Source organism: Vibrio zhanjiangensis, assembly GCF_030161235.1.
In the GTDB taxonomy this organism is placed as follows: Bacteria; Pseudomonadota; Gammaproteobacteria; order Enterobacterales; family Vibrionaceae; genus Vibrio; species Vibrio zhanjiangensis.
The window spans coordinates 1-26,076 of record NZ_BSPW01000001.1 but is presented as its reverse complement, the minus strand read 5'-3'; the positions used below and the strand labels follow the sequence as shown (position 1 = coordinate 26,076).

22 protein-coding genes and 2 pseudogenes are annotated in these 26,076 nt (G+C 45.5%); 9 read left to right on the top strand and 15 right to left on the bottom strand.

Annotation, left to right across the window (positions count from 1 at the left end):
• Nucleotides 1-35 precede the first annotated feature (35 nt).
• A complete protein-coding gene (gene pgi, locus QQK21_RS00125; RefSeq protein ID WP_284190182.1) occupies nt 36-1,688 on the bottom strand; it encodes a glucose-6-phosphate isomerase in 1,653 nt (550 codons plus the stop codon).
• 296 nt (nt 1,689-1,984) lie between these two features.
• Between pgi and QQK21_RS00120 the strand changes: the two are divergent.
• A pseudogene (locus QQK21_RS00120) lies at nt 1,985-2,242 on the top strand (secondary thiamine-phosphate synthase enzyme YjbQ); the annotation flags it as partial.
• 301 nt (nt 2,243-2,543) lie between these two features.
• Here the strand turns inward: QQK21_RS00120 and QQK21_RS00115 are convergent.
• Nucleotides 2,544-2,951, bottom strand: a complete 408-nt coding sequence (locus QQK21_RS00115) for an HNH endonuclease (protein WP_000774098.1) — start codon at nt 2,949-2,951, stop codon at nt 2,544-2,546.
• 115 nt (nt 2,952-3,066) lie between these two features.
• Between QQK21_RS00115 and QQK21_RS00110 the strand changes: the two genes are divergently transcribed.
• On the top strand, nt 3,067-3,279 hold the full coding sequence (locus tag QQK21_RS00110; RefSeq protein ID WP_032475767.1) for a helix-turn-helix domain-containing protein: 213 nt from the start codon (nt 3,067-3,069) through the stop codon (nt 3,277-3,279).
• Between the two features lie 44 nt (nt 3,280-3,323).
• Here the strand turns inward: QQK21_RS00110 and QQK21_RS00105 are convergent, their stop codons facing one another.
• The 6 genes from QQK21_RS00105 to QQK21_RS00080 all read right to left on the bottom strand — a co-directional run bounded on the left by QQK21_RS00105 (nt 3,324) and on the right by QQK21_RS00080 (nt 13,419).
• Nucleotides 3,324-4,073, bottom strand: a complete 750-nt coding sequence (locus QQK21_RS00105; RefSeq protein WP_032475768.1) for a M48 family metallopeptidase — start codon at nt 4,071-4,073, stop codon at nt 3,324-3,326.
• A 14-nt stretch (nt 4,074-4,087) separates the two neighbouring features.
• Nucleotides 4,088-7,420, bottom strand: a complete 3,333-nt coding sequence (locus tag QQK21_RS00100; protein ID WP_284190181.1) for a type I restriction endonuclease subunit R — start codon at nt 7,418-7,420, stop codon at nt 4,088-4,090.
• A 44-nt stretch (nt 7,421-7,464) separates the two neighbouring features.
• Nucleotides 7,465-10,029 carry an AAA family ATPase gene (locus QQK21_RS00095; protein WP_032475770.1) on the bottom strand — a complete coding sequence of 855 codons (2,565 nt, stop codon included), beginning with the start codon at nt 10,027-10,029 and terminating at the stop codon, nt 7,465-7,467.
• Nucleotides 10,030-10,042: 13 nt separating this feature from the next.
• Nucleotides 10,043-11,224 (bottom strand): restriction endonuclease subunit S, encoded by a 1,182-nt coding sequence (locus QQK21_RS00090; protein ID WP_032475772.1) that lies wholly within the window; start codon nt 11,222-11,224, stop codon nt 10,043-10,045.
• On the bottom strand, nt 11,214-12,758 hold the full coding sequence (locus QQK21_RS00085) for a type I restriction-modification system subunit M (protein WP_032475773.1): 1,545 nt from the start codon (nt 12,756-12,758) through the stop codon (nt 11,214-11,216). The genes QQK21_RS00090 and QQK21_RS00085 overlap by 11 nt, the downstream gene beginning before the upstream one ends.
• Before the next feature lie 73 nt (nt 12,759-12,831).
• Nucleotides 12,832-13,419, bottom strand: coding sequence for a restriction endonuclease subunit S domain-containing protein (locus tag QQK21_RS00080; RefSeq protein ID WP_032475774.1), 588 nt, complete (start codon nt 13,417-13,419; stop codon nt 12,832-12,834).
• Nucleotides 13,420-13,560: 141 nt separating this feature from the next.
• Between QQK21_RS00080 and QQK21_RS00075 the strand changes: the two genes are divergently transcribed.
• From QQK21_RS00075 to QQK21_RS00050, 6 genes and pseudogenes are all read left to right on the top strand, one after another.
• Complete coding sequence (locus tag QQK21_RS00075; RefSeq protein ID WP_032475775.1) at nt 13,561-14,991, top strand: tyrosine-type recombinase/integrase; 1,431 nt, start codon at nt 13,561-13,563, stop codon at nt 14,989-14,991.
• Nucleotides 14,978-16,882 carry a hypothetical protein gene (locus QQK21_RS00070; RefSeq protein ID WP_032475776.1) on the top strand — a complete coding sequence of 635 codons (1,905 nt, stop codon included), beginning with the start codon at nt 14,978-14,980 and terminating at the stop codon, nt 16,880-16,882. The genes QQK21_RS00075 and QQK21_RS00070 overlap by 14 nt, the downstream gene beginning before the upstream one ends.
• Nucleotides 16,879-18,870, top strand: coding sequence for a site-specific integrase (locus QQK21_RS00065; RefSeq protein WP_284190180.1), 1,992 nt, complete (start codon nt 16,879-16,881; stop codon nt 18,868-18,870). The genes QQK21_RS00070 and QQK21_RS00065 overlap by 4 nt, the downstream gene beginning before the upstream one ends.
• 1 nt (nt 18,871) lies before the next feature.
• Nucleotides 18,872-19,231, top strand: coding sequence for a hypothetical protein (locus QQK21_RS00060; protein WP_001158934.1), 360 nt, complete (start codon nt 18,872-18,874; stop codon nt 19,229-19,231).
• Between the two features lie 4 nt (nt 19,232-19,235).
• A complete protein-coding gene (locus QQK21_RS00055; protein WP_032475781.1) occupies nt 19,236-19,661 on the top strand; it encodes a secondary thiamine-phosphate synthase enzyme YjbQ in 426 nt (141 codons plus the stop codon).
• Between the two features lie 136 nt (nt 19,662-19,797).
• Nucleotides 19,798-19,959 (top strand): annotated as a pseudogene (locus QQK21_RS00050) (secondary thiamine-phosphate synthase enzyme YjbQ); the annotation flags it as partial.
• An 81-nt stretch (nt 19,960-20,040) separates the two neighbouring features.
• Here the strand turns inward: QQK21_RS00050 and alr are convergent.
• Together alr and QQK21_RS00040 are read right to left on the bottom strand one after the other, a co-directional pair.
• Nucleotides 20,041-21,123, bottom strand: a complete 1,083-nt coding sequence (gene alr / locus QQK21_RS00045; protein ID WP_284190247.1) for an alanine racemase — start codon at nt 21,121-21,123, stop codon at nt 20,041-20,043.
• Nucleotides 21,124-21,135: 12 nt separating this feature from the next.
• Complete coding sequence (locus QQK21_RS00040; RefSeq protein ID WP_284190179.1) at nt 21,136-22,548, bottom strand: replicative DNA helicase; 1,413 nt, start codon at nt 22,546-22,548, stop codon at nt 21,136-21,138.
• Nucleotides 22,549-22,720: 172 nt separating this feature from the next.
• Here QQK21_RS00040 and QQK21_RS00035 point away from each other — a divergent pair, with 172 nt between their 5' ends.
• Nucleotides 22,721-23,485 carry a DUF481 domain-containing protein gene (locus tag QQK21_RS00035; RefSeq protein WP_284190178.1) on the top strand — a complete coding sequence of 255 codons (765 nt, stop codon included), beginning with the start codon at nt 22,721-22,723 and terminating at the stop codon, nt 23,483-23,485.
• A 47-nt stretch (nt 23,486-23,532) separates the two neighbouring features.
• Here the strand turns inward: QQK21_RS00035 and rplI are convergent, their stop codons facing one another.
• The 5 genes from rplI to QQK21_RS00010 form a co-directional block, all read right to left on the bottom strand.
• Nucleotides 23,533-23,985, bottom strand: coding sequence for a 50S ribosomal protein L9 (gene rplI / locus QQK21_RS00030; protein WP_284190177.1), 453 nt, complete (start codon nt 23,983-23,985; stop codon nt 23,533-23,535).
• A gap of 33 nt (nt 23,986-24,018) precedes the next feature.
• The gene (gene rpsR, locus QQK21_RS00025) at nt 24,019-24,246 is read right to left on the bottom strand and encodes a 30S ribosomal protein S18 (RefSeq protein ID WP_000090472.1); all 228 of its coding nucleotides are present in this window, start codon (nt 24,244-24,246) and stop codon (nt 24,019-24,021) included.
• Between the two features lie 102 nt (nt 24,247-24,348).
• Nucleotides 24,349-24,729, bottom strand: a complete 381-nt coding sequence (gene rpsF, locus QQK21_RS00020; protein WP_284190176.1) for a 30S ribosomal protein S6 — start codon at nt 24,727-24,729, stop codon at nt 24,349-24,351.
• Nucleotides 24,730-24,942: 213 nt separating this feature from the next.
• Nucleotides 24,943-25,419 (bottom strand): bacterioferritin, encoded by a 477-nt coding sequence (bfr, locus tag QQK21_RS00015; RefSeq protein ID WP_284190175.1) that lies wholly within the window; start codon nt 25,417-25,419, stop codon nt 24,943-24,945.
• 75 nt (nt 25,420-25,494) lie between these two features.
• Nucleotides 25,495-25,683, bottom strand: a complete 189-nt coding sequence (locus QQK21_RS00010; protein WP_284190174.1) for a (2Fe-2S)-binding protein — start codon at nt 25,681-25,683, stop codon at nt 25,495-25,497.
• Between the last annotated feature and the right edge of the window lie 393 nt (nt 25,684-26,076).

Sequence of the window (26,076 nt, the reverse complement as noted above, 5' to 3'; positions counted from 1 at the left end):
AGCTAAATAGCTGGCGTCACATCATTCATATTCTATTATGCTTTAAAGGCTTTGAAAGCGTTAATCAATCCATTCGTTGAACCATCGTGAGTGGACACTTGAGAGCCATCAGCCAATTCTGGTAAAATCTGGTTAGCAAGCTGCTTGCCCAATTCAACCCCCCACTGGTCAAAGCTAAAGATATTCCATATAACGCCTTGAACAAAGATTTTGTGCTCATACATTGCGATAAGATTTCCCAAGGTACGCGGTGTAATCTTCTTTACCAAAATAGAGTTGGTTGGACGATTACCCTCAAATACTTTAAAGGGAACTAACTCTTCTATCTGCTCCGCTGTCATCCCACTTTTAACTAGCTCTTCCTTGACTGTGGATGCACTTTTACCAAATGCCAGTGCCTCTGTTTGAGCAAAGAAATTGGACATCAGTTTCTGATGATGATCACCAGCTGGATTGTGACTGATTGCTGGTGCAATAAAATCACAAGGAATAAGCTTAGTGCCTTGGTGAATCAATTGGTAAAAAGCATGCTGACCGTTAGTACCAGGTTCGCCCCATATAATAGGCCCTGTTTGGTATGTCACTACTTTGCCATCGCGATCAACATACTTACCATTTGATTCCATATTGCCTTGCTGGAAGTAGGCAGCGAAACGATGCATATACTGATCATAGGGCAGTATAGCTTCCGACTCAGCACCATGAAAATTGTTGTACCACAAACCAATTAGGGCAAGAATAACTGGAAGGTTACTCTCGAGTTCCGCCGAGGCAAAATGGTTATCCATTTCATGTGCCCCTTCGAGAAGCTCAACAAAATTGTCAAAGCCAATTGCAAGCGCAATCGACAGGCCAATCGCAGACCACAAAGAATAACGACCGCCTACCCAGTCCCAAAACTCAAACATATTGTCAGTATCGATACCAAACTCAGACACAGCTTCTGCATTGGTAGACAATGCAGCAAAATGCTTAGCTACGTGGGCATTATCATGAGCAGATTGAAGGAACCAATCTCGAGCAGTGTGAGCATTGGTCATGGTCTCTTGAGTGGTAAACGTCTTAGAAGCTATCAAAAACAAGGTTGTCTCTGGATTTAATGGCTTTAACGTTTCAACGATATGAGTACCATCGACATTCGATACAAAATGCAGATTTAGATGATTTTTATACGGTGCTAACGCCTCTGTCACCATATAAGGGCCAAGATCTGAGCCACCGATACCAATGTTGACGATATCCGTTATTGCTTTGCCTGTGTACCCTTTCCACTCACCACCAATTACACGTTCAGTGAAAGAGTGCATTTTATCCAACACCGCATTGACAGCAGGCATGACATCTTCGCCATCAACCAAAACAGGTTTATTGCTTCTATTGCGAAGTGCCGTATGCAAAACAGCGCGGCCTTCTGTTTGGTTGATAGCATCGCCACCAAACATAGCGTCAATAGCAGAGTTCACTTCCGTCTGGCTGGCCAGAGAGAATAAATGCTTGAGGGTTTCATCATTGATTAGGTTTTTCGAATAATCAACGAGAATGTCAGAACCAAATTGAGCAGAGAACTTTTCAAAGCGCTTCTCGTCTTGAGCAAAGAGCTCCTTTAGGTTCATATCTTGTGCCGACTCAAAGTGCTCCGTAAGCGCTTTCCAGGCTGGTGTTTGCGTTGGGTTAATATTTTTCAACATGGTGACGATCCCGATGTTAGAGTAGATACAATTCTACTTGTTTTGGTCAAGATAGTGTGGAAAGCTGCGACTGCTAGCAGCCCCGATTAAGCAAAAATAGTTCTGTTCTCATCTCGAAACAAGCGAACAAAACTTTGTAATAAATTTTCAGAGTGACATTATGGCTCAGTCACAAAATCACATTATTGAGTCAAATCACATTAGATGATAATTAAACGACCCAATCTGTAATAACTTCTAATCCTAACCATACCGACAATGATGTCATTTGCCAAATAGATTTTGGAGGAAGCAACATGTGGAGACAAAAGAGCATTCAACTCAAAGCAAGGGCACGCGGATTTCACCTCATCACTGATGAAATAGAACAACAATTACCAGAGATTGCGTCTTTTTCTGTCGGAATATTACAGTTATTTATCCAACACACTTCCGCAAGTTTGACTATCAATGAAAATGCCGATCCCACTGTGCGTCATGACATGGAAAAACACTTTAACCATTTTGTTCCAGAAAGAGCCAAGTATTATCAACACACTTATGAAGGAGATGATGTACGGGTTATATAGACACGGATTATCGTACCGGGTTATATGGTGACTATATAGACATCAGGTTTCTTAGTTAATAAACTTTCTTGCAGAACTATAAGTATGATGTTTGCTCTGATCTGCTCTTTACTGGCAAACATCTAGTTCTTTAAAGCCTGAACTTACCCGATATGGCGACAGGGTGAGAAAAAGCTAAATATTCCTGCTGATAAAGAGTGAACAACAGCGGTGTAAACCTTGTAATGCAACACTATGTTATCTTCTCTTGATTTGACAAAGTCCACTCAAGCATCTAGGCAAACGGTTATTCTTTTTTAAAACGGAGTTCATCAAGTTCCTCCGGTACTTCCAAGATTACATTTTCATCGGCTGTTATTAAGCCACCATCTTTATAGCCGTAGATTGGCTCATTAAAACTTGAATTTAGTATGCTCTGTCGCTGCTTCTCGATTTCTTTAAGGGAAAGTGCCATATCCTTTGGACAAGGTGACCGTCCCCACCAGTTCAAAAGCAGTTCTATTTTATGCTTTGGTGGTAAGTCTTGCAGAATGCTATTCATGAGTGTGCAGCATGCAACTTGGTTGGTAAATCCTTGGTAATCCCCCATTGAGCTTGGAATGATGTGTTCAATAGATGCATCACGCTCAAGAAGCGGCTTTCTACAGTAAAAGCAAAAGCCACCTTGCCGGTGAATCAAAGTGTTTAGCTTCATGTTGTTATCCAAGTGTATTGAAATCGTAATATCAGATTAATGCAAAATGAGCGATATATCCCGTGGTGATATAGACTACATTTGGTGATAGTTCTGTCTTTTAGGCAGAGCAATTATGAAAGATCCGCGCTTGGTCGCTTTTGGTGAAAAAGTTCGTAAAACTAGAAAAGAGAAAGGTTTATCTCAGGAAGCGTTGGCTGATCTTGCAGGGATCGACCGTAGTTATATGGGACACATTGAACGAGGAGATCAGAACATTACCCTCACCAAGATCTATCAGATATCTGAAGCTTTGAGGGTGTCAGTTTCCGATTTGATTTCTGATTAGCTGTTGCGTAGTCGTGCATTTATTTGCTCCTATGAATTCAGTAATCAATTTGCGATAACAGTAGCCATCCCATCCAACCGCTCTTTCGTATTTTCCCACCTTGGCATTACCTGACCCAATAACCGATAGAACCGCTCGCTGTGGTTATGTTCGGCGATGTGGCAAAGCTCATGCAAAATCACATAATCAATGCACTCACGAGGCGCTTTAACCAGGTGTGGGTTCAGGGTGATGCGGCCATTGGGTGAACAACTGCCCCATTGGGTTTGCATGGTCAGTATGCGCAGAGGTGGTCGTTCCTCTACCCAAAGGGCTTGTTCCAGCATCGCATCGAGGCGCTTGGCGAAGGTTTCTTTGGCCCGTGCTTTGTACCAGTCAGTCAGTAGCTCTTTCACCTTGTCGGTGGACTTCGCTCGTACTGATACTTCCAGTTTGCCACGTAGCAGTTTCACGCCTTGAACCTGCTCAGGCGCTTCAATCACTTTCAGCAGGTACTGCTTCCCTAGGTAGTAATGGCTCTCACCACTGATGTATTGCCGAGGTGTGGTGAATTCAAGCTGTTTGCGGAAATCTCGAAGCTGTTCGTATATCCAACGCCCACGCTTTTTAACAGCAGATAACACGGCTTCGCTCGCAGCCCCTTCAGGAGCCGATGCGATGACCCGACAATCGGGATGAACCTTGATTAATACCTTGCCTGTGGCTTGCGGACGCTTAACTCGCTCAAACGTAATCTGCTCGTCGCCGTAGCGGAAGCTCATGGTCTGACTTTGGGGTTTAATCGGCACATTCATCTGGTTATACCCATTCAAGCAACGTTCAACCCGACCCGAGTGATCTGAACAATCATCTCAACAATCTTCTTGGCCTGATCCATTCCGCCACCAATGGCTTTGCATTCATGGAACATGCGCGGCAGTAGCTTTTTGCGGATGTCGGCTTCGATGTTCTGTGGATTGATGGAGTTTTCCGCGACAGAGGTTTCTACCGCCTGGTCAATTTCAAAGGCGACTTTTATCCACTTATCCTGAACCTGGCTGTCGAGCACAGCTAAGGCTTCAGGCAGCACTTTCTTGAACACACCAAAGTAAGCCTGGGCATGACGATTACCGGCAAAAGCATCGGGTATGTCGTTCAAGCGTCTGTCTTGAACTTGCTCTTCGAATTCACGGAACAGCATGTACTGTTTCAGTGGGTGGTCGAATAGCTTTTCGGCCTCTTCAATGGCTTGTCGCAGCAGTTTTGAGAACGCTTCCTGAGCATAAGGGTCATCCCGTAGCTCTTGTTCAATCATGCGGGTTACGCGGGTTTTGATGATGTCGGTTTCGTTGCGGGTTTTATCTTCGCTCCAGTCTTCCGGCTGTTGCTTTTGTCCCATCTTGCCCACTTCATACACGCCACCGGGTTCTTTAACCTCGACACCCACCACATGCTTGTCCAGCAGCTTTTTCACTTGTTCGGCGTATTCGTCGTAGTCAATCCTCTCACCGGCATCTTGCTGAACCAGTTGGCGCAGGCTGGAAAATTGCTTCACTGTTTCTTTGTAGTGACGACGATCCTGGTCGCTAAAGCTCTTGTCTTCAAAGAAGGTAGCCGATTGCAGCGCTACCTTCAAGCAGCTGGCGAAGGCCGTCAGGGCTTCGTAGAAGTCCTCTCGCACTTTCAGGTGCACGTCAACGAGCTCGCCGCCACGCTCTTCAATCTTTGGTACCAGTACCTGACGCAATTGCTCAATGTCGCTCTTGTTTTTCACGCCATCGAATATGGCCCATAGCTGCTTATACAGCTGTGGCAGGCGCTTATACTCGGTACTCATCTGATTGTACAGGCCAGCAATATCGTTAATGTCGTAACCGCCCTGAGTACGGGAGGCCAGATCCTGATATTTTTGGATGGTGGTATCCAGTTCCGCCAGAATGCCGCGATAGTCGATGAGCAGACCAAATTTCTTTTTCGGGTGCAGGCGGTTTACCCGTGCAATCGCCTGGATCAGGTTGTGCTCTTTTAGGGGTTTGTCGATATATAAGACAGCGTTTTTAGGTTCATCAAAGCCGGTAAGCAGCTTATCAACCACGATGAGTATCTTCAGAGAATCATCTTTGTCGAAGCGCTCAATCAGATGCTTGGTGTAAGCCTGTTCATCTTGACTACCCACGTTGTCTTTCCACCACTGGGTCACTTCCGGTGTGGTGGCCTCATCGACAGCAGTGTTACCTTCACGGCTATCAGGCGGGCTCATCACCACGGCAGATTCAAACAAGCCTGCTTCGTCCAGATACTTTTTGTACTTGATAGCCGAGGCTTTGCTGTCGCAGGCTAACTGACCTTTCAAACCTTCGTCGATGTTCTTTACGAAATGGTTGGCAATATCCAAGGCAATCAAACGAATGCGATCATCTGCACTGTATACTTGGCCTTTTTTGGCAAACTTGCGCTTTAGGTCGGCTTTTTGCTCGTCTGAAAGCCCTTCGGTAATGCGCTCAAACCAACTGTCGATGGCGCGTTCATTCACATCCAAATCGGGAATGCGCTCTTCGTACAGCAGCGGCGTAACAGTCTGGTCTTCCACCGCGCGTTGCATGGTGTAAGCGTGCACAATGGGGCCAAATTTATTGGTGGTCTTGTCGTCTTTTAACAGTGGCGTGCCGGTGAAAGCGACAAATGCGGCATTGGGCAGCGCCTGCTTCATACGAATGTGGTTTTCACCGCCCTGGCTGCGGTGGCCTTCATCAATCAGCACAATAATGTCAGAGCTGTTGTTTACACACTCTGGCATTTTGGTAGCGGTATTAAACTTCTGAATGAGCGAGAAGATAATCCGCTCAGTGCCTTTGCCAATCTGTTCAGCCAGGCGTTTACCAGAGGTCGCCATCGCTGCTTCTTTGTCTTTCTTCCCGGCCAGTTCGCCGCCAGAGGCAAAGGTTTTGCTCAGCTGGGTTTCCAAATCTACCCGGTCAGTCACCACTAAAATACGGCATTGTTTCAGGCTTTCGTGCAGGATCAGCGCCTTACTTAAAAACACCATGGTAAATGACTTACCCGAACCTGTGGTATGCCAGATTACACCGCCTTCACGTCTCGTCGCTCCCGGCATCCTGCCTCCCGCGACATTAGCACCTCCCTGTGCGTCACCGGCTACATCATTCATAGTGATGCGTTCAATCAGCCGCTTAATGCCAAACACCTGCTGATAACGGGCAACGATTTTGCCAGCCTTTTTATCGAATAAGGTGAAGTAACGGGTCATCTCCAGCAACCGGGCAGGGCTTAACAGGCTGATCAGTAATTGATCTTGCCCAGTCACAGCAAGCTCCCCCGCAGCGGTCAGGCTCTGGTACCAATCCAGATCTTTTGCTGGGCGGTGGCTGAATAAGCCTGCTAACTGCTCATTTTTGAGTCTTTTGTTTTTGATGGCGTACATCTGGCTATCTGCGATGTCTTCTTCACGCCAGGCGGCCCAAAACTTAGCGGGTGTGCCACAGGTACCATAGCGGCCTTCGTTGCCGTTTATGGATAACAACATTTGGCTATAGGCGAACAATAGCGGGATTTCATCATGACGCTGGTTACGCAGGCTTTGCGAAATGCCTTCGTCAATGGTGGGGCCCTTCTTGGCATTACCATCCGGGCGTTTCGCCTCAATTACAACCAGAGGAATACCGTTCACAAAGCACACAATGTCGGGTCTGCGGCTTTCCACTCCGCCAGAGCGGGTAACGGTAAACTCTTCGGTGAATACAAAGCTGTTATTGGCCGGGTTTTGCCAATCAATCAGTGCAACGGTTGGGCTCGCCTTTTTGCCCTCCACAAACTCCGTGACCGAGATGCCATACAGCAGGTGGTTGTACAGGCGCTCATTGGCGGTTAACAGGCCTTCGTTCAATGCAGGGCTACACACCTCGGCAATCAGGTTGTCGATCGCCTTTTCAGACAGCGGGTAGCTTTTACCGGCAAAGATGAAAGTGCGCTTCTTAAGTTCACTGCGTAATACCTGGCGTAACACCACCTCATCGGCCTTGCCACCACGAGCGGCTAATGCAAGTTCAGGAGAGAGGAACGACCACCCGAGGTTGGTCAACAACGTCAGCGCCGGTAACTTGGCACTGTATTCTTCCTGAAATTTGGGCGTGTATTGTGTCATTCCTAATCTCTCTTCAACCCCTGAAACCCGAGGTGCGTATAAAATTAAAGTGTCGCTCGCTTCAAATATTCTTCACGCCAGGTTTTTAATGAAGTCATATCGGCCAGAAGATCGTCTGGCTTCGGCAGCTCCACAGGTGATTCTGTTGGCTGCGAGTGTTCAAATCCGGAGTATTTAGTCATAAGCGAATCAAGGAGATTGCAATCCGCGTCCTTCAATTTGGCCAGATCCTTGAGCTTCAACGTATGGACCGGTCGTTGGAATCTTTGAACCACCCCGCACAGCAAATCATTTTCAATAGAGCGCTCCACCAATGTCCTGAAGTCGCTGCATATCGATTTCAGCAAGATTTCGGCATGTTCAAACTCGCCGTTTTCACTTGCCTTCTTTGCATCCTGATACCGCTGATTCATGAGTGTGTTCAGGGCGGATTTGATGTCACTCTGTGAAAGTGGAATGGGAGCTGGCTCTCCGGTCCCCCAGTCCGCAGAGCGAATGCTCACCACATCGGGCTTGATGGTCTTTTTCTCGGCAAAATGCCGGACCGTTCCCAGCAAGGACAGGCGGTGAGTAAAGACAATGACCTGCTTGTCCTCAGACAGCTCGATCAGTCTTTGAACCACGGCCTCCTCATAGCTTTGGTCGAGTGAGGATATTGGATCGTCAAAGATAAACGGGGCCTGGTTGCTCTTGCCGGTGACATCGGCCAAAAATGCCGCAATGGAAACGATCCGATTTTCTCCCTCGCTCAGCACATCGGCGAGCCCATTCTGAGAGGCCCCTCGAAGCTGGAGCTTATGAAGGACGCGGCCCTTGGAGACTTTTGACTTCACGAGCTCGACTTTCACCTGAGACGCGCCCAGGGCCTTGAGCTCCGCCTTGAACCTTTGCACGAACGCATCCGTGATCAATGCTTCTGCCAACTCGCCTTTCTTTCTTGATAAAGCTGTCGTATCAGCGGATTTTTTAGCCGCTTTGATCTGGTTCAGCAGCTTCAATCGGGTGACTTCTTCATCAATGGCGGCGCGGTGTTCAGACAACCACTTTCTGGTCTGCAGGCTGTTTAGCTTTTTCTTGATCTCCTCTCGATTGTCGCTTTTGGCGTCTTCGTCATATTTTGCCGCGAGTTCACCGAGGTTTTTCGACTGGGCGTTGGCTTCTTCGATCCATTTCGGTGAGAGTAGTGGGTCGGGAATGGCTTCTTCGGAATCGATCCCAGGGAGCAGGTCTTTTCTGGCCTGTAATTGGGCAAAGAAATCCGTCACCTGGCTGGCGACATCCTGTGGAATGCCAGCCGCATCGATACGTGTCTTCAGCGTCTCCGATGTCGGTAGCGCCTCGATAGTTTGACTGGCGGTATCGTATTCCTTGGCCGCATCCGTTGCGGCTTTCTGCATTTCCCCCTTCACGAAGTTTTCGAAGGAGATCAACCGCTCCTTGGCCTCCTGGGTCAAGGTCTGGTGACACAGGACACAACGGGAACCATCGGAAACATTCGGGTACTCTGCTTCTTTGTAGGCAGCCGATAGGGAATAGCTCCGGGCGGCTTCCCAAAGCTCTTTCCAGACATCAGAGCCGATGCCTTCAAGTTCGCTACCGGAGAACATCTTTTCCGCCGCCGTATCTGCCGCTGCCTTTTTGAGAATCGACTTCTTCTTGGCAGCGATGATCCGTCGGTAACTCTCGTCCGACAATTGCTCCAGATACTTTTGGGCATCCTGGACTAGAGTGTCGATATGCTGTTTCTGCTTTCTCAGCTGCTTCGCTTTTTCCGCCGGTGCCTGTTCGGCAAGGCGCTGCTGCAGCGTTTGCATCTCGGTCTCGTCAGCACTGCCAAACGAGCAATGCTTGTCAATATCCTGGGTGCTGGTCTTGGCGCTGATGGCTTCGTACCAGATACCTTCAGGAGTTACCTTCTTGTCAGTCGGGATATTCGGCTTTTTGGACTGGTGCCGGTTGGCCTCGATGTCCAGAGCCGATGCGACCTTTTCGCATGTGAGGATGAGCGAGCTGAAAAAGGATAATACCGGCGGCTCGTAGCTCACCTCGTCTTCGCTGCTGACAAACACCTTGCCAAACGAAGTGTCGAAAATGTCAACGCTGTTGAGGTCATCGCAGATACCTTGCCCAGACCAGGTATGAGTCTTCGGTACGCCATCCTGCTCAAACGAAATGCAGGCTTTCTGTGCTGCCGCGCCGGGCTTATAGACATTGCGGTGGAGGGTACCCGTCTCGCGGGCTCCGCATACATGTTTGAGGAGTCTGACGTAACCGGACTTGCCTGACCCGTTGTTGCCATAAACAATCGTGATATTGCCCTTACCAAACTCAAGTGGCTTTTTCGGAGCAAGGGCGTTTACTCCTTCGACTTCACTGATTGAACACAAACGCAGGGAGCCTGCTGCGCCCTGGGAGAAGGCAGTAGCAGGAAAGGAACAGGTCGTTTTGGGCAGCTTACCGTCGGCTTCCTGCTGGCAAAGGTTTGCGAGCTCAGAGACGTCATTGGCAGTAAGCTCAGACTGCTGAAGTAGCCGAGTAGCTGCAATCTGGAGCCACTGAGGGCGCTCTGAAACCCACTTATTTAAATCATTTACAACCTCGGTGTTCATATTTTGTCTTCCTTTACTCTATGACGACACGGCGCTTACCCGTGAGTAGCTGCTGCATCAGGGCTTTTTTCTCTTGCTTTAAGGCATCGAGCTTTTGTTGCAAAGCAGAGATTTCCTGATCGGCGGTGGAAAGTACGGCAGCGATTTTTTGTTGTTCTTCCAAGCTAGGGTAAGGCAGCTTTAAGAATGAAAAATCACTGTAGCTAATCTGTTTCCCATCTCGAATACCAATCACGGCAACTGCCAGATGTCCAATGAAGTCGTAGGATTTGTAGTAATGCTTGTAGAACTCATCATCGATAGATTTGATCGGCTCGAGAACGGTGTACGCAGGACTTACCAAACCACGGTAGCCCGAGTATTCCAAACCGCCTTGAAATGACCTCAGGCTGATTATGAAGTTACCTGGCACTACGAGCTTATAGCCATTTGTTGATCCGTCAGGCATGACAACCCTTCGCTCTAGAAGTGAACGTGGTAAGACGCCTTGGTCCTGAGTTACAGCAAGCAACTCTTCCGAATCAGAGTTATTTTTCTTAGATACAGGCTTAAATAACTCACTTGCTCGCAACCACTTCCACTCCCCACTAAACCTAACCCCATGCTTATCCAACAGCCGTTTTTTGCCGGTGAGCAGTTGTTGCATTAGGGCTTTTTTCTGCTGCTGACTGTTGGCGAGCAGTTGTTCGGTGGTGGTAATGGCCTTATCCCAGGCGGAGAGGATTTGGGCTATTTTCTTTTGCTCCTCAACCGGAGGAAGAAGAAGCGTGACTGTATTCAAATCACTTCGGTTAATTTTCGGCATGCCTGTGCGCATAGACATTGCCACTGCAACTTTATAAAACTGGGGCCCGAGCATAAAGTGAAGCAGAAATTCAATATCTAACTCACCCTTTGCCCAGATTGGATACATGTCTGCACTACAAACACCTTTAAATCTTGGCCGGCAAACCTTGTTCAAATTCGGGCGGATTTTCGAATATACAATTGCGTTCTCATCAAACTCGTACTTTCCAGAGATAAGATTAGATTCTTTGCAGGTTACGACACCGATAATTTGACCAGAGTCAGAAACAACATTTTCTGGGCCAATATGCAGCATACTTAAGTATGGCTCCACCTTAGGGTCTACCTGACCATTAGCGATTTCAGTTACCGCGCCAAAATTAGTCTTTAACCACCCCTTAGGCACCATAACCAAGCTCCTCAAGATACTTTGCCATCTCGGTTTCCAGCTCAGTCAGTTGTGCTTTCAGCTGCTCACGCTCGGTTCGCACTGCCATCAAGTCGATTTCTTCCTCTTCCTCAAAGGTATCGACATAGCGCGGAATATTCAGGTTGTAGTCGTTCTCTTTAATCTCTTCGAGGCTGGCGACATAGGCGTATTTATCGACATCGTTGCCAGCGTGATAGGTGGCTACAATCTTGGCGATATGATCGATGGTCAGCAGGTTTTGGTTCTTACCTGCTTTGAAGTCTCGGCTGGCGTCGATAAACATTACGCTGTCGTCGCTTTTGTTCTTCTTGAAAATCAGGATTGCCGCTGGAATGCCGGTACCGTAAAACAACTTCTCTGGCAGACCAATGACGGCGTCGAGCAGGTTTTCATCAATGAGTTGCTGGCGAATTTTGCCCTCTGACGAGCCACGGAATAACACGCCGTGCGGCACCACAACGCCCATTCTTCCGCTTTTGGGTTTGAGGGTTTCGATCATGTGCAGGATAAAGGCGTAGTCGCCTTTGGTTTTTGGAGGTACGCCACGGCGGAAGCGGCTGAACTTGTCGTGCTCGGCTTCGTCGTGACCCCATTTATCTAAGGAAAACGGTGGGTTGGCGGTCACAATGTCGAACAGCATCAAGTCGCCGTTTTTATCGAGCAGCTTGGGGTTACGGATGGTGTCGCCCCATTCAATTTTGTGGTTGTCTTCGCCGTGCAGGAACATGTTCATCTTGGCCAGCGACCAAGTGGAGCCAATGGCTTCCTGTCCGTACAGGGCGTATTGCTTGCTACCGTGGTTGGCCACGACCTTGCGACCACACTTCATCAGCAGCGAACCAGAGCCACAGGCTGGGTCACAGATGCTGTCGCCCGGTTGCGGGTCTAACAACTCGGCGATAAGGTCACTGACTTCTGGCGGGGTATAAAATTCACCGGCTTTCTGACCACCACTGGCGGCGAAGTTTTTGATCAGGTATTCGTAAGCATTACCGATCACATCGAGTGTGCCGACACGGGTGGGCTTTAGGTTCAACTCGGGTTTGGCAAAGTCTTCCAACAGGTGACGCAGAATGGTGTTCTTTTGCTTTTCTTCACCCAGCTTGTCGGTGTTAAAGCTGATGTCCTGGAACACGCTTTTACCGGCGTCTTTGAGTTTGGTGCCGTTGGCTTCTTCAATGGCATGCAGCGCCTGGTCGATGCGCTCACCGTTGCCGGGTTCGTGGCGGCGTTCGTACAGGGCGTAGAAGCTAGCCGCTTTGGGCAGTACAAAGCGCTCGTTTTTCATCATCTCTTCGATGAGTTCCGGCTCGTCGCCGTACTCGGCCTGGTAGCCATCGTAGTGATCCTGCCATACATCGGAGATGTACTTGAGGAACAGCATAGTCAGGATGAAGTCTTTGTAGGTGTCGGCGCTGATGGTGCCACGGAAGGTATCGCAGGCATTCCACAGCGCTTTGTTAATGCTGTCTTGGTTAATTTTATCGTTACCGCTCATGGCTGTGTCGTTCATCCATTGCTTCCTTTTATGTGGGGTCAATCAATAACAGGCCCGGTTCAAATCTTAAATTAGTTGTGCAGGCTGTTTAGTGGCCATGCGCCTGGTATAAGTCGTTGGCGATTGCGCCCATCATGCGCTCACCGTTGTTTACTAGCCTTTGTATCAGCCTCTGCTCTTCACCCAAAGTGTTGGCCATCGCAATAATTGCTCGCTGCTTGGCAAGGGGCGGAACAACGACTGGGGCATCTTCCAGCACACTGCGGCGAATACTTTTTGTTAGGGTGCCTTCGGCATTTTGCTCAAAGTAACGTTGAGCCGGTGCCTGATTAAGTAACCACACCATAAACTCGGGCAGGATGTCTTTCTTCTTCAGGCTGACCACAAAAAAGTGTGGCGCAGCAACGGCCTGTTTACCTGTGGTGGCCAATAACTGATCCACCTGTACGGCGTAGTTATGGCTGCCTCGGGCGGCCACTAAAATATCACCTGTGGTGAGGTAGTCGGGTTCGCGCTTGCCGGGGAGCGTGGTTTCCAAACAGTCTGACCAGCGAATCCCTTCGGTTAGCGAGACATCCTTCATCTGAACCGCTACCACGGCAGAGCCTGGCACTTCAGGAATTTTGCCCCTAAATGGATAGCCTGCATTGATGGTTGCGATCTGTTTCAGCTTCACGCCTTCACCTGTTCATAGTCAATGATGCAGAAATAATCTGTTGATCCTGGTTAAATGTCAAGCTAAAGTTGTTTCATCGCCTTTGATGCAAATAAACTGCTCAAGGGATTATTATTGAGCGAGGTGATTGCATCATTGTCTATGAAGCTAAATTTTCGTGTCAGAGTCGAGGTGATTCGCAAGCTGGAATGCTATGAGCCGTCAACTATAGAACTTGTGGGTAGCCATGTATGCAGTGCTACCGCCAAAAGTCGTGACTATTATCGGCACCCGGCGCAGGACGTGGCACATGACGTGTTTTACCACTACCCGATGATTGTTGACCCGGACGGTTCACTTTGGGCAGAGGCTAATCGCTATCTACTAAGCAGACTTAACGGATTTGTGCCTGTAAAGCACAGAACTCTCGAATCTATAGCGGGGGATCTGGCGCATTTCAGGCGGTGGCTACTGGAAGAGGAAATCGATTTTCTGTCCATATCTGCCCGGCCTAGGGCCAGGCCTACGTATCGCTATTGCACTTATTTGCACGATGAAATTCGTCAGGGAAAGCTAAAGGCACGCACGGCTAAACGACGCATGAGTAGTTTGCAGAATTTCTATCGTTGGTTGGAAACTGAAGGTTTTAAGTTTGCTCATCCGTTGTGGCTTGAAGATGAGGCCGCACTGATGTTCAGAGATGCGCGAGGTTTTCAGCGCAGAAAGTCAGTAAAAAGCACAGACCTGACTCGATCGTTCAGGGTAGTGAAGAGCAATGATGACTACAGCGAGTACATTGATGACGGCGGTAAGCTCAGGCCTTTACCAAAAGATGAGCAAGCGGCCTTAATTCAGGCTCTGAAAGCCATTGGTAATACCGAAATGACATTGGCGTTTTTTCTTGCTTTGGCGACTGGCGCACGGTTGCAAACTGTTTTCACGCTTCGTCGGCAGAATTTTTTGGATGAGCCGTATAAAGGCGCAGTGTCTCACAGGATAAAGGTCGGTGGCGGAACACCTGTCAGCACCAAATATGGCAAGCAGATGGTGTTACTTGTACCGTTATTTCTGTATCGCAGAGTGCAAATCTATATGAATTCTGAGCGTTGTCATCAACGAATGAAGTTGTCGAAGCATATATATCCAGAAGATGGCGATCAATATTTGTTTCTGACTCGCGCTGGTCAGCCTTACTACATGGCTGAGAATGACCCTTTCGCGCTCTTGTATCGAAGCCCGCCAAGGGGTAACGCCGTCACTCAATTCATCAGACAGCAATTAAAGCCAGAGCTGTACCGCCATGGGTACGAATTTGAATTCCGTTTCCATGATCTGCGAGCAACCTTTGGAATGAATCTTTTGGAAAGTTTTGTTAACCAAATGTCGAAGGCCGAAACCCACTTGGTTGTAAAGGCAGATATGACAAAAGCCCTGATGCTGGTTCGCTCCAGGATGGGGCATACAAGTATTCGGACGACAGAAGCCTACTTAAACTACCGCGAAAAATACCGCGTCGCGCTTGATTTGCAATCGGAGTATGAGGCCTACCTCGAATCCATGCTGAACGAGGTAAATACCGATGACATGGAGTAAGCGAAAGACCGTTTCATATACCATCGAACAGTTGCCCACGGATGAAACGGGAAACGTGGTGCTGATAGATCCTTCAGCTGTGAAGGTTTTTATCCCAGGATATAAATATGCGGTGGATATTGGTAGTTGGTGTTACACCAAAAGACGGCGTATGACGGCAGACACTTCAACCGAAGCTTGCGCGTCTAATCTGGTGAATATGGAAAGCTATCGGTCTGCCAGAAAAGAGTTTGTCTCTTTGTATATCGAGTTTTTCCTTCATCACATAAAGATGGGAAGGTCTGCACACTCGCTTAAAACAAATTTCGGGCAGTTTAATAGCTTTGTACGGTGGTGTGATTCAAGTTGTATTCGAGGGCTTGATTCTATGGATGATTTTGCAGAGGCCGTAAGGTTGTTTACGGAATATCTGATTCATAAGGTCAGAGCTAGTGATATGAACGTTAATACTGCTGCAACTTTGCAGCAGTTGACAATGGGTGTCGGGCGCCATGTCTATGGTGATCCTTACGGAGATCTTTTTCGAAATGTCAGGAAAATAAGGAGATCTCTGAAAGCAGTTAATAAAACTGAGATACCAGAAGATACAAGTGTGGCTCGCACTCTGACTGTCTATCTTCAAGTATTTAATCAACTATCCGACTTTGTTGTTGATTTTCAGAAGTTCCCAAAAGAGATAGTCATTGAGAATAATCGCTTCTGGTTCTTTCCCGTATCTGTGCCCTTCGGAGGGAAATCGACTGTTAGTAATAAAGCAGCATTGAAAGATCGCTTTTTGGCATATAACTATATAAGCGGCTGTATTCGAACTGTAGAGGAAATAACGAAACTTTCAAAGACTAATCTAATCGCTAGTCATCGAGCATCCCATAATAATGCAATCAGTAAAATGGAGATCGCCAATTCATCCCGATTTCATAATAGGCGCATAGATGCTTCCCGAATGGCATTTCAGGCTTTTGTTATGCTATTTTCTGCAAACACTGGCATGAATCTGGGGCAAATGTTGCAACTCCCGTGGTCGGGTGATCATGAGGTTCTAAAAGACAAACTGGGATTTAAGGGGATTAAATATAGAGCGGGGAAGAGAGAAGTCGTTTTTCATATATCTTCGACCTTTTACCAAACTTTCAAGAAGTTTCTGTTACTTCGACAGTACATACTGGATGCACTCAATATACATTCTTATCCCTTGCTATTTTTTAAGATTACATTTAACCAGGCAGAGCCACTCTCTATGGGTATTGCGGGCGACCTTCATCGACGTTTGAATGTATGTTTTGGCTTTGATTTAAAAATAACAACAAGAATGTGGAGGGCGTATAAGGGCGATTGGTTAATAAGGAATACAGATGTCGCAACGACCTCAATTGTTTTACAGAATAGCCCTGTTACGGTACTAAGACATTATTCGGAAGGTAGTAAAACTCGCAATGATAGCCAAATTGGCAGCTTTTTCGATTCTTACAAGGCCATGATTATAGATATACATGCCAAGGCGAAAAGCACACCTGTTGGTCAGTGTATCGGAAGTAGTCCTGCCGCCATCGGAGATACACCCATTGAACCAGATTGCAGGACGCTTGAAGGCTGCTTGTTTTGTAAAAACTATAAAGTTCATCCTGATATCGAAGATGTTCATAAATTAATCAGCTTTAAGTACCTGCTTAAAGAGTCTTTAATACTCGCGCATTCAGAAAAACACTTTAATGAGAAGGTGTTACCTGTTTTAAATCGTGTAGAACAAGTGCTTGATGTCATTAAATCAAATTTCAATGGTAATATTGGTCAATTAGATAATATTGAACGCAATGTTTTTGATAGGGAGATCCTATCTGAATATTGGCAAATGAAACTGGACACTTTGATTGAAATTGGAGTGTTTTCATGAGTGCGAAGATATATCGTGCTAACTTCGAATGTTTTGTAAAATATAATAAAGCATCATTTCCTGACGCCTTTGAGATAAATGGGAGAATTCAAGTACCTTCTGATAAGTTTGTCGTTTCTCGAAATAAACAAGGAATTCCAATATCCCGATATGGTGATGATGTTTGGGATTTCAGATTCTATCGTTTAGCTGGAGATTCAGGCTCAGCTCGGATTAACTTCGAATTTGCACAAAAGAGTTATCGGAATGAGGCTAAATGGCTTGCGTTTCTTCTGATCTATTGTGCTGAATCATCAGTAAATTACGGCATTAGCATAGCCACAATAATGAACTATATGAAGTCTGTACGTCGGCTTATTGGTTATGCTTCAAGTCAATCAAGATCAATCGCAACTCTCCTGTCCGAGAAAAAACACCTTGATGAATTCATCAGCACACTTGAAACGCGAACACTTCTGACTGGTTTTTCTTCTTTGGTTGGTCATTTGGCACATATTCCGAGCGATATTTCTGGGTACAAAATATCCAGTCTATATTCTAGTTTTTTGGCCAGAGAAAAGTCGAAAGAACTGCCCGTAGATTTTCAGCACCCTGTAATACCTCCGCGGCTATTGTCTTCATTAATTTCTGATCTGGAAATGTTCCTTAATGAAATTCTGGCGAGTATAGATAACCTCATAGGATTTACTAAAAACATAATACACGACCCTTTGTTTGCTCGCTGTGATTCTAAGCAACGCCAGTTGGGTGTTCAAAGGCGAGGAATGGCCCCATTTTTTTATGAAGCTTCATCTATATATGGGCTTGGAGAATTATTATTTAAGTATAGCGTCTCAAATATTCCTGGGTTGAGTAAGTTCCTAACCAGAATACAACATGCCTGTCGCATATACATTCATATATACACAGGGATGAGACATTCTGAATGCCTTAGCCTCAAAAACAACGCCTTAGTAATCGAAAAGATGATGGGTCGGAATGTCTATAAAGTTTTTGGGGACACAAGTAAATTTGTTGGACAAAAGAAAAGAGTCGCTTGGGTGACCAGCAAAGAGGTTGTCAAGGCGTTTGAAATTGCACAGAAGATATCTATTTTAATCTGTTCTCAGTGCGACATCTTACAGGATGACGCGCCATTATTTATAAGCGTGAGCTACTTGAGGTTTACTGGTGCGAATATTGACTTGAACGCTCCCTTGATTATTCAAAAGCATGCGAATAAAGATCAGGAGATATTTAATTTTTTTCCCTCAGAGCCATATGCAATAGAGGATTCTGATTTTGAGCATTTAGTTGCCATTGATCCGTTTCGTACATGGCACAAAGAGAAGGCTTTTCAACTAGGTTCTGTGTGGCGTTTTACTACTCATCAGCTTAGGAGAACCTTGGCGTTTTATGTGTCTCAGTCAGCGAATGTATCCATTCCGGCACTTAAGAGTCAGTTAAAACATATATCGAGAGAGATGACACTCTATTATTGCAATGCCTCTGCTTGTATTTCCGAATTCGATCATGATGAGCATATATCGCACCTGATGAGGGAAATTAAACCTGAGAGTGATGCTCATGCATACTTAGCAGTTGTTGCAGATCGAACTGAACCTTTGTTTGGTACTTATGGGCGGTTTGTCGATCGCAACGTTACCGAACGAGAAAGCGAAGGCCTGCTGCTCAACGATCGTAAGGAGTTGGTAAGCCGTTTCAAAAAGGGTGAGCTTGCCTATAAAGAGACACCTCTGGGGGCATGTATGACGACATCCCCATGTGACAAAAAACTACTTCGCCTGGTTTCTGCCTGTATTAGCTGTGATAAAGCAATCATCAAAACAAGTAAACTGGAGCGAGTCATTGCTCGTCAAAAGGTCTTGGTTGATGAGTTAAAAAGTAAGGATGATTCGAGTATTGCACTTAGAACTGAGTTGTCAGAATTAGAAGACCTCGAAAGTTACCAGCGTCGGATTGCCCTTTTGAAGAATAAGGAGGTTTAGCATGCAAGAGTACTGGGATGCGCTAGAACGTTTGAAGGCAGGATGCCCAAGCCGAGTTCCACTAGGTTCTTCGATTAACAAGGACACCGTAGCATTGGAGGCTGGCAGAAAGCGTGGGGCAATTAAGAAATCCAGGATCAGCTTCGGGAAGTTGATTGCAGCAATTGACACAGCGAACAGAGAGGTTGATGTACAAGCTAGCCAACCTAGAGATTTGTTTCGAAAAGTCAGAGCAGAGAAGCAAAGTTACAAAGAGCTCTATCATCAGGCTTTGAATCGAGAGTTGATGTTGCTTGATAGGTTGGCCCGCTTGGAGAAAGAGTTGGCCCGTTTTTCAAATGTACTGCCAATTAGAAAATAGAATTATGTGGATTCAAAAAGAAGTAAAAATCTCACCCAAGAAACGAGGATTTCATCTGATTACAGATGAAATTGTAAGGCAGGTACCTGAGTTGTCACAGGTATCAGTAGGACTTGCTCATATTTTCATCAAACACACATCGGCGTCTTTGACGATCAACGAAAACGCAGATCCTACCGTACGTGATGACTTTGAAAGCTTCTTTAGCCGTGCGGTTCCCGAAGGTGAACCCTATTACAAACATATTTATGAGGGGAGTGACGACTTGCCCAGCCATATTAAGGCCAGTCTGCTTGGGAGTAGTGTTTCTGTTCCTGTGTCCGATGGAAGCTTTAACATGGGAACCTGGCAAGGTATTTATCTATGTGAACATCGTAATCATGGTGGCTCTCGCTGTCTCTTGGTTACCATCCAGGGAGAAGTCTCATGATGTGCCACGATAACGATTTGTATGGACAATCTTTGGCCATACGTCTAAGTATCGGTATGGACGAGTTAGAATATCAAATGTCTGGGACTATATAGGCTAGAGTTGTCCATAATATGGACACATCATCCGTATAGTGGATATGCCCGCACACATTAAAGCATCCACGCTTGGCAGTAGCGTACACATCCCAATAAAAGACGGTCGATTAGCATTAGGGACATGGCAGGGAATCTATTTGGGGGAACATAGGAGCCACGCTGGAAGTCGGCGTATTATCGCCACCTTGCAAGGCGAATAGTTCTACCAACAAACAGCTCCTCTTAAAATAGAGGAGCTATTGATTAATTTAGCCTAGTTAACGAAATTTAATTGTTGACCGTTATTGACTGGTAATATATTCCATTTCAACTCGTGAGGTGAGCTTGGTTACTAACTCATAAGCAATGGTGCCGATGTGGTTAGCCACCTCTTCCACTGGCAGATCTCGGCCCCATAAAACCGCTTCATCACCGACCTTATCAACCGCATCTGGCCCTAGGTCAACGGTTAACATGTCCATAGATACACGCCCTGCGACAGGAACTTTGCGACCATTGACTAATACTGGGGTTCCGTTAGGCGCCATTCTTGGATAGCCATCACCATAGCCTATCGCTATTACGCCAACTTTTGTATCCCTAGGTGAGGTCCATACGCCGCCATATCCGACACTTTCGCCAGCTTTAACCTCTCGTACAGCAATCAAATGGGACTTTAGAGTCATCACAGGTTGGTAACCCATTTGTGCCGCCGTTTTATCATTAAAAGGCGATACTCCATACATGATTATACCAGGGCGTATCCAGTCTAATTGACTATGGGGCCAAGCCAAGATACCCGCTGAAGCCGCTAAGGAACGCTCTCCCTCACATCCTTGAGTTAGAGACATAAATAATTCCGTCTGCTCAGTCGTCGTTGGCTTATCTAACTCATCAGCACAACCAAAGTGGCTCATGTAGCGCAGCGGCTTGGCAACGTTCGGACAGTGTTTAAGACGTGTAATAAACTCTTGATATTGCTCGGGCCTTACGCCAAGTCTGTGCATACCACTGTCTATCTTAAGCCAAACCACGACAGGATTATCAAGCTCTGCCTCTTCCAGCGCATTAAGTTGCTCTTCACAGTGCACAACCGTTTGAATGTTATTGGTCACTAACACAGCCAAATCGCCGGGTGAATAAAACCCTTCTAGTAACAATATCGCTTTTACTACGCCACTGGCACGCAATTGCAAGGCTTCTTCTATGCGCGCCACACCAAATGAATCCGCCCCTTCGGCATTTGTCGCTATATGCCTTAACCCATGCCCATACCCGTTAGCTTTGACCACCGCCATAATTTTGCTTTCAGGCGCTTGGGATTTGAGCTGTTTCAGGTTATGTTTCAGCGCATTTAAATCTATACACGCTGTTGCCGCTTTCATATAACTCATAGGTTACTCATCATCCACATCAAATGCAGGGCCTGCATAATTATCAAAACGAGACCAATGTCCCTGAAACGTCAATCGCACCGAGCCTATTGGACCATTTCGCTGTTTACCGATAATGATTTCTGCTGTTCCCTTCATCGGGCTGTCTGGATGATAAACCTCATCTCGATAAATAAACATTATCAAGTCAGCATCTTGCTCAATAGAGCCCGATTCACGCAAATCTGAGTTTACTGGACGCTTGTCCGCCCGTTGCTCTAACGAACGGTTGAGCTGAGATAAGGCCACCACAGGAACATTCAACTCCTTCGCAAGAGCTTTTAATGAGCGTGAAATCTCAGCGATTTCCAAGGTTCGGTTTTCACTAATGGATGGTACTCGCATAAGTTGAAGGTAATCGACCATAATCATGGATAATCCGCCATTATCACGAGCAACTCTACGTGCACGTGAACGCAGCTCTGTTGGAGTAAGACCGGAACTATCATCGATATAGATGTTCTTCTTTTCCATTAATAATCCCATGGTCGAAGAAATACGAGCCCAATCCTCATCATCTAATTGACCGGTCCGGATCTTGGTCTGATCAACACGAGAAAGTGACGCTAACATCCGCATCATCAGCTGCTCTGAGGGCATCTCCAGTGAGAAAATCAATACTGGTTTATCCTGTGCCATCGCAGCATTTTCACACAAGTTCATTGCAAAGGTCGTTTTACCCATAGAAGGACGAGCAGCAACAATCACTAAATCAGAACCTTGTAGGCCTGCTGTTTTCTTATTTAAATCCGTAAACCCAGTGGTTACCCCAGTAACACCATCTTGGGGCGACTTATACAACAGCTCTATCCTTTCTAACGTCTTTTCAAGGATGCTATCGACGTTTTGCGGCCCATCACTGTCATTGGTCCTAGATTCAGCGATGGCAAACACTTTGCTCTCCGCCATATCCAATAAATCTTCTGGAGAACGGCCTTGAGGATCATAACCTGCATCAGCAATTTCATTCGCGACACTAATAAGATCGCGAGTCAATGCTCGCTCGGCAACAATATCGGCATAAGCATTAATATTGCCAGCACTGGGCGTATTTTTGACCAAATCAGCGAGATAAGCAAAGCCACCGACATCATCGAGTAACTCACGTTGCTCAAGGTATTCTGACAAGGTAATCAAATCCAGCGGTTTACTTTCTTCGAGAATGGCTTGAGAGGCTTCAAACATCAAACGATGAGGGCGACTATAAAAATCTTTCGCAACAACACGCTCAGCTACCGTATCCCAACGTTCATTATCAAGTAATAAACCACCAATCACAGACTGCTCCGCTTCGATAGAATGAGGGGGGGCTTTGATTGCATCCACTTGGGCGTCGATTGGCTTTTTATTGCGATTGTCTGATTTAAAATCTGCCATGTTATTGCTCAGAAACTAGATTGTGAACGCTCATTATAGCTAGAATGAACTTGATGTCTGTATTAAACAAGGGGTTTAAAAGCATATCATATAGAATTAACTTAGAACTGACTGAAATTATATAAAAACTCTCTAGTATTCACCTAATACAATAATTAAAAAGAGGCAATGAGTGGCAAAACTTTGGCTCATAACGACTAGCCTACTGCTCAGCTCCGTAGTCTATGCGGATGAATCACAACAAAACCAAGACAAGATTGATATTCCCTCACCTTGGAAGAGCGAAATCGAGTTCGGTTATCAGTCACATACAGGCAATACTGACTCACGTTCAGTCAACTCAAGACTCAGTGCTGAATACCTATCCGGACGCCATAGAACGACAGGTGAATGGAAATATTACCAGCTGTACAAAGATGGTGAAGAAGATAAAAGACAATCCACCTATTTGGCACAAAGCGACTATAAACTAGGTCCCAAAACCTACCTCTACGGCAACTTCCAAGGTGTCGACTCACGTTATAGTGCCTATTTTAAGGACTACACACTGTCTGGTGGTCTCGGTTATCAGTTCTACAACACAGACACGTTCGTTCTTGAACTGGAATTAGGACCAGGTTACCGATATCAAGAGCCCAATACCGATGAAATTGATGACAAAGACATTGTCTTTGATGAAATCGTTCAAGAGGCCATCTTTCGTGGTCACGTCAAAAGTAACTGGCGCATAAATAAAAGCTTAAATTTATCGGCAGGCGTCACACTTGTTGCAGGTGAAAGCAACGTCAGAACAGATACTGACCTGAGTGCAACTAACAATATTAATCAACATGTCGCCTTAAAGATATCTTATTCTCGGCAGTATCATGACCGAGTCCCAGAAGGTTTACAAAACGCCGACAGTATTTTCTCAATCAATTTATTATTTTCATTATAAAAAAAGCACCTCACAAGAGGTGCTTTTTTTGAAGCTTAAATACTGAATTACTCAGCAGCAACAACCTGAAGAGCAACAGTCGCGAATACTTCAGAATGAAGTTGAACGCTGATCTCGAACTCACCAGTATTACGTAGAGCGCCTTCAGGAAGACGAACTTCGCTTTTAGCTACTTCAACACCAGCCGCAGTAATTGCGTCAGCGATGTCACGAGTGCCGATAGAACCAAATAGTTTACCTTCGTCACCCGCTTTAGAAGCGATAACAACGGCTTCAAGAGCGTTAACTTTCTCAGCACGTGCTTGTGCAGCTGATAGTTGCTCAGCAACTTTAGCTTCCAGTTCAGCACGACGAGCTTCAAACATTTCAACGTTAGCTTTAGTTGCCATTACTGCCTTAGCTTGAGGGATAAGGAAGTTACGAGCGTAACCAGATTTAACGTTTACAGTATCGCCAAGACCACCTAGGTTACCGATTTTATCAAGTAGAATAACTTGCATTGTTTAATCCTCTTTCTTAATAAAACGAACCGATTACTGATGCTTATCAGTGTACGGTAGTAAAGCTAGGTAGCGAGAACGCTTGATAGCGCGAGCTAGTTGACGCTGATATTTAGCACTAGTACCAGTGATACGGCTAGGTACGATTTTACCAGCTTCAGTAATGTAGTTTTTAAGAGTTGCTACGTCTTTGTAATCAATCTCTTGTACGCCTTCTGCAGTAAAACGGCAGAATTTACGACGACGGAAGAAACGAGCCATGGGCTATCTCCTGATCTTAAATTTGAGTAAAGTTATCTGCCTAAGTCACAGCAAAAATAAATTCTGAGCTCAACTTAGGCTGAGTACTAAATCTGAGTATGATTACTCAGCAGCTTCTTCTGATCTAGCTTCAGAACGCTCTTCGCGACGAGGAGCACGCTCTTCTCTTTGCTTAAGCATAATAGACTGCTCAGTGATAGCCGCTTTAGTACGCATGATCATGTTACGTATAACTGCATCGTTAAAACGGAAAGCAGTTTCTAGTTCATCAATTACAGCTTGGTCAGCTTCAACGTTCATTAGAACATAGTGAGCTTTGTGAAGCTTGTTGATTGGGTAAGCCAATTGACGACGACCCCAGTCTTCTAAACGGTGGATAGTACCGCCAGCTTCAGTGATTGAACCAGTGTAACGCTCGATCATGCCAGCAACTTGCTCGCTTTGATCTGGGTGCACCATGAATACGATTTCGTAATGACGCATTGGTTGCTCCTTACGGATTATTCAGCTTCCACAAATGGCTCAGTCGTCCAGAGGAAGCAAGGAACTAAAGATAATTGACTGAGATTAAGGAGCACGAATAGTACAGAAACAAAGCTGTTTACGCAAGGAAAATAATTAAGCAGTCCTAATGACAGAGGTCATCACTCTAGAGGACTTTTGAGTACCTGAATAAAGGTAAACTTGGGTATTGAGTTACTCTTCATCAACGTATTGAGCTTGAAGGTAATTTTGGATACCTGTCATATCAATTAAGCCTAGTTGTGTTTCTAACCAATCGACATGCTCTTCTTCGTCTTCGAGTATTTCCTGAAATAGATCACGTGATACATAGTCATGACTATCTTCAGCATAAGCGATAGCAGACTTTAAATCTGGAATTGCCATCATTTCCAACTTAAGATCGCACTCGAGCATCTCTTTGGCATCTTCACCAATCATTAACTTACCAAGATCTTGCAAATTTGGAATACCTTCCAAAAATAGAATACGTTCTACCAAATGATCCGCATGTTTCATTTCATCAATGGATTCATGATACTCTTTGTCTGCTAAGTGTTTTAGCCCCCAATCTTTATACATACGGGCGTGCAGGAAATACTGGTTTATTGCAACCAACTCATTGCCGAGAATCTTATTGAGATGTTGAATTATGATGGGATCGCCTTTCATGACACGCCGCCTCCTATTGGTCCAATATAAACTGTAGAACCAATTTAGGGAGTGTCAACGCAAGCAAAACTCACCCTAGCTTGCTTTGGTGTACTCTATGATCTCATTCTCGTTGAGGATCTCTTTAGCCATCTTGACACACTTACCACATTGACTGCCAAGTGCAGTACATTTCTTTATTTGTTTAATATCTGTTATACCTTCCTCTAAAATCAATTGTTTGATTTTCTTATCAGATACACCATGACATAGACAAACATACATACCAAAAACCATAAAGCAAACACAAACGATAATAACTATTATTACCAGTAATAATACAAATAAGCTAAGAATGATTTGTTATAAAAAAGCGGCAAAAGTGGGAATTTATAAGACTTACATTCGAAGCAATATTTTTCCTCACTGTAGATATGAAAATAACCTATTGCTTTATATACAGAAGAAAACTGAAAAACTTTTTTCCTCAATGGGTGTAATATTATTTTTTTATAACCAAATAATGAAAAAGAGAAGCATAAGCTTCTCTTTTTCTAGATGCGATTTCTTCATATGTGAAGAAAAATGCAAGATTTCGATATCAATTCTTAAGAGTTATTCGAAGATCTTAGCAACAACACCAGCACCTACTGTACGGCCACCTTCACGGATCGCAAA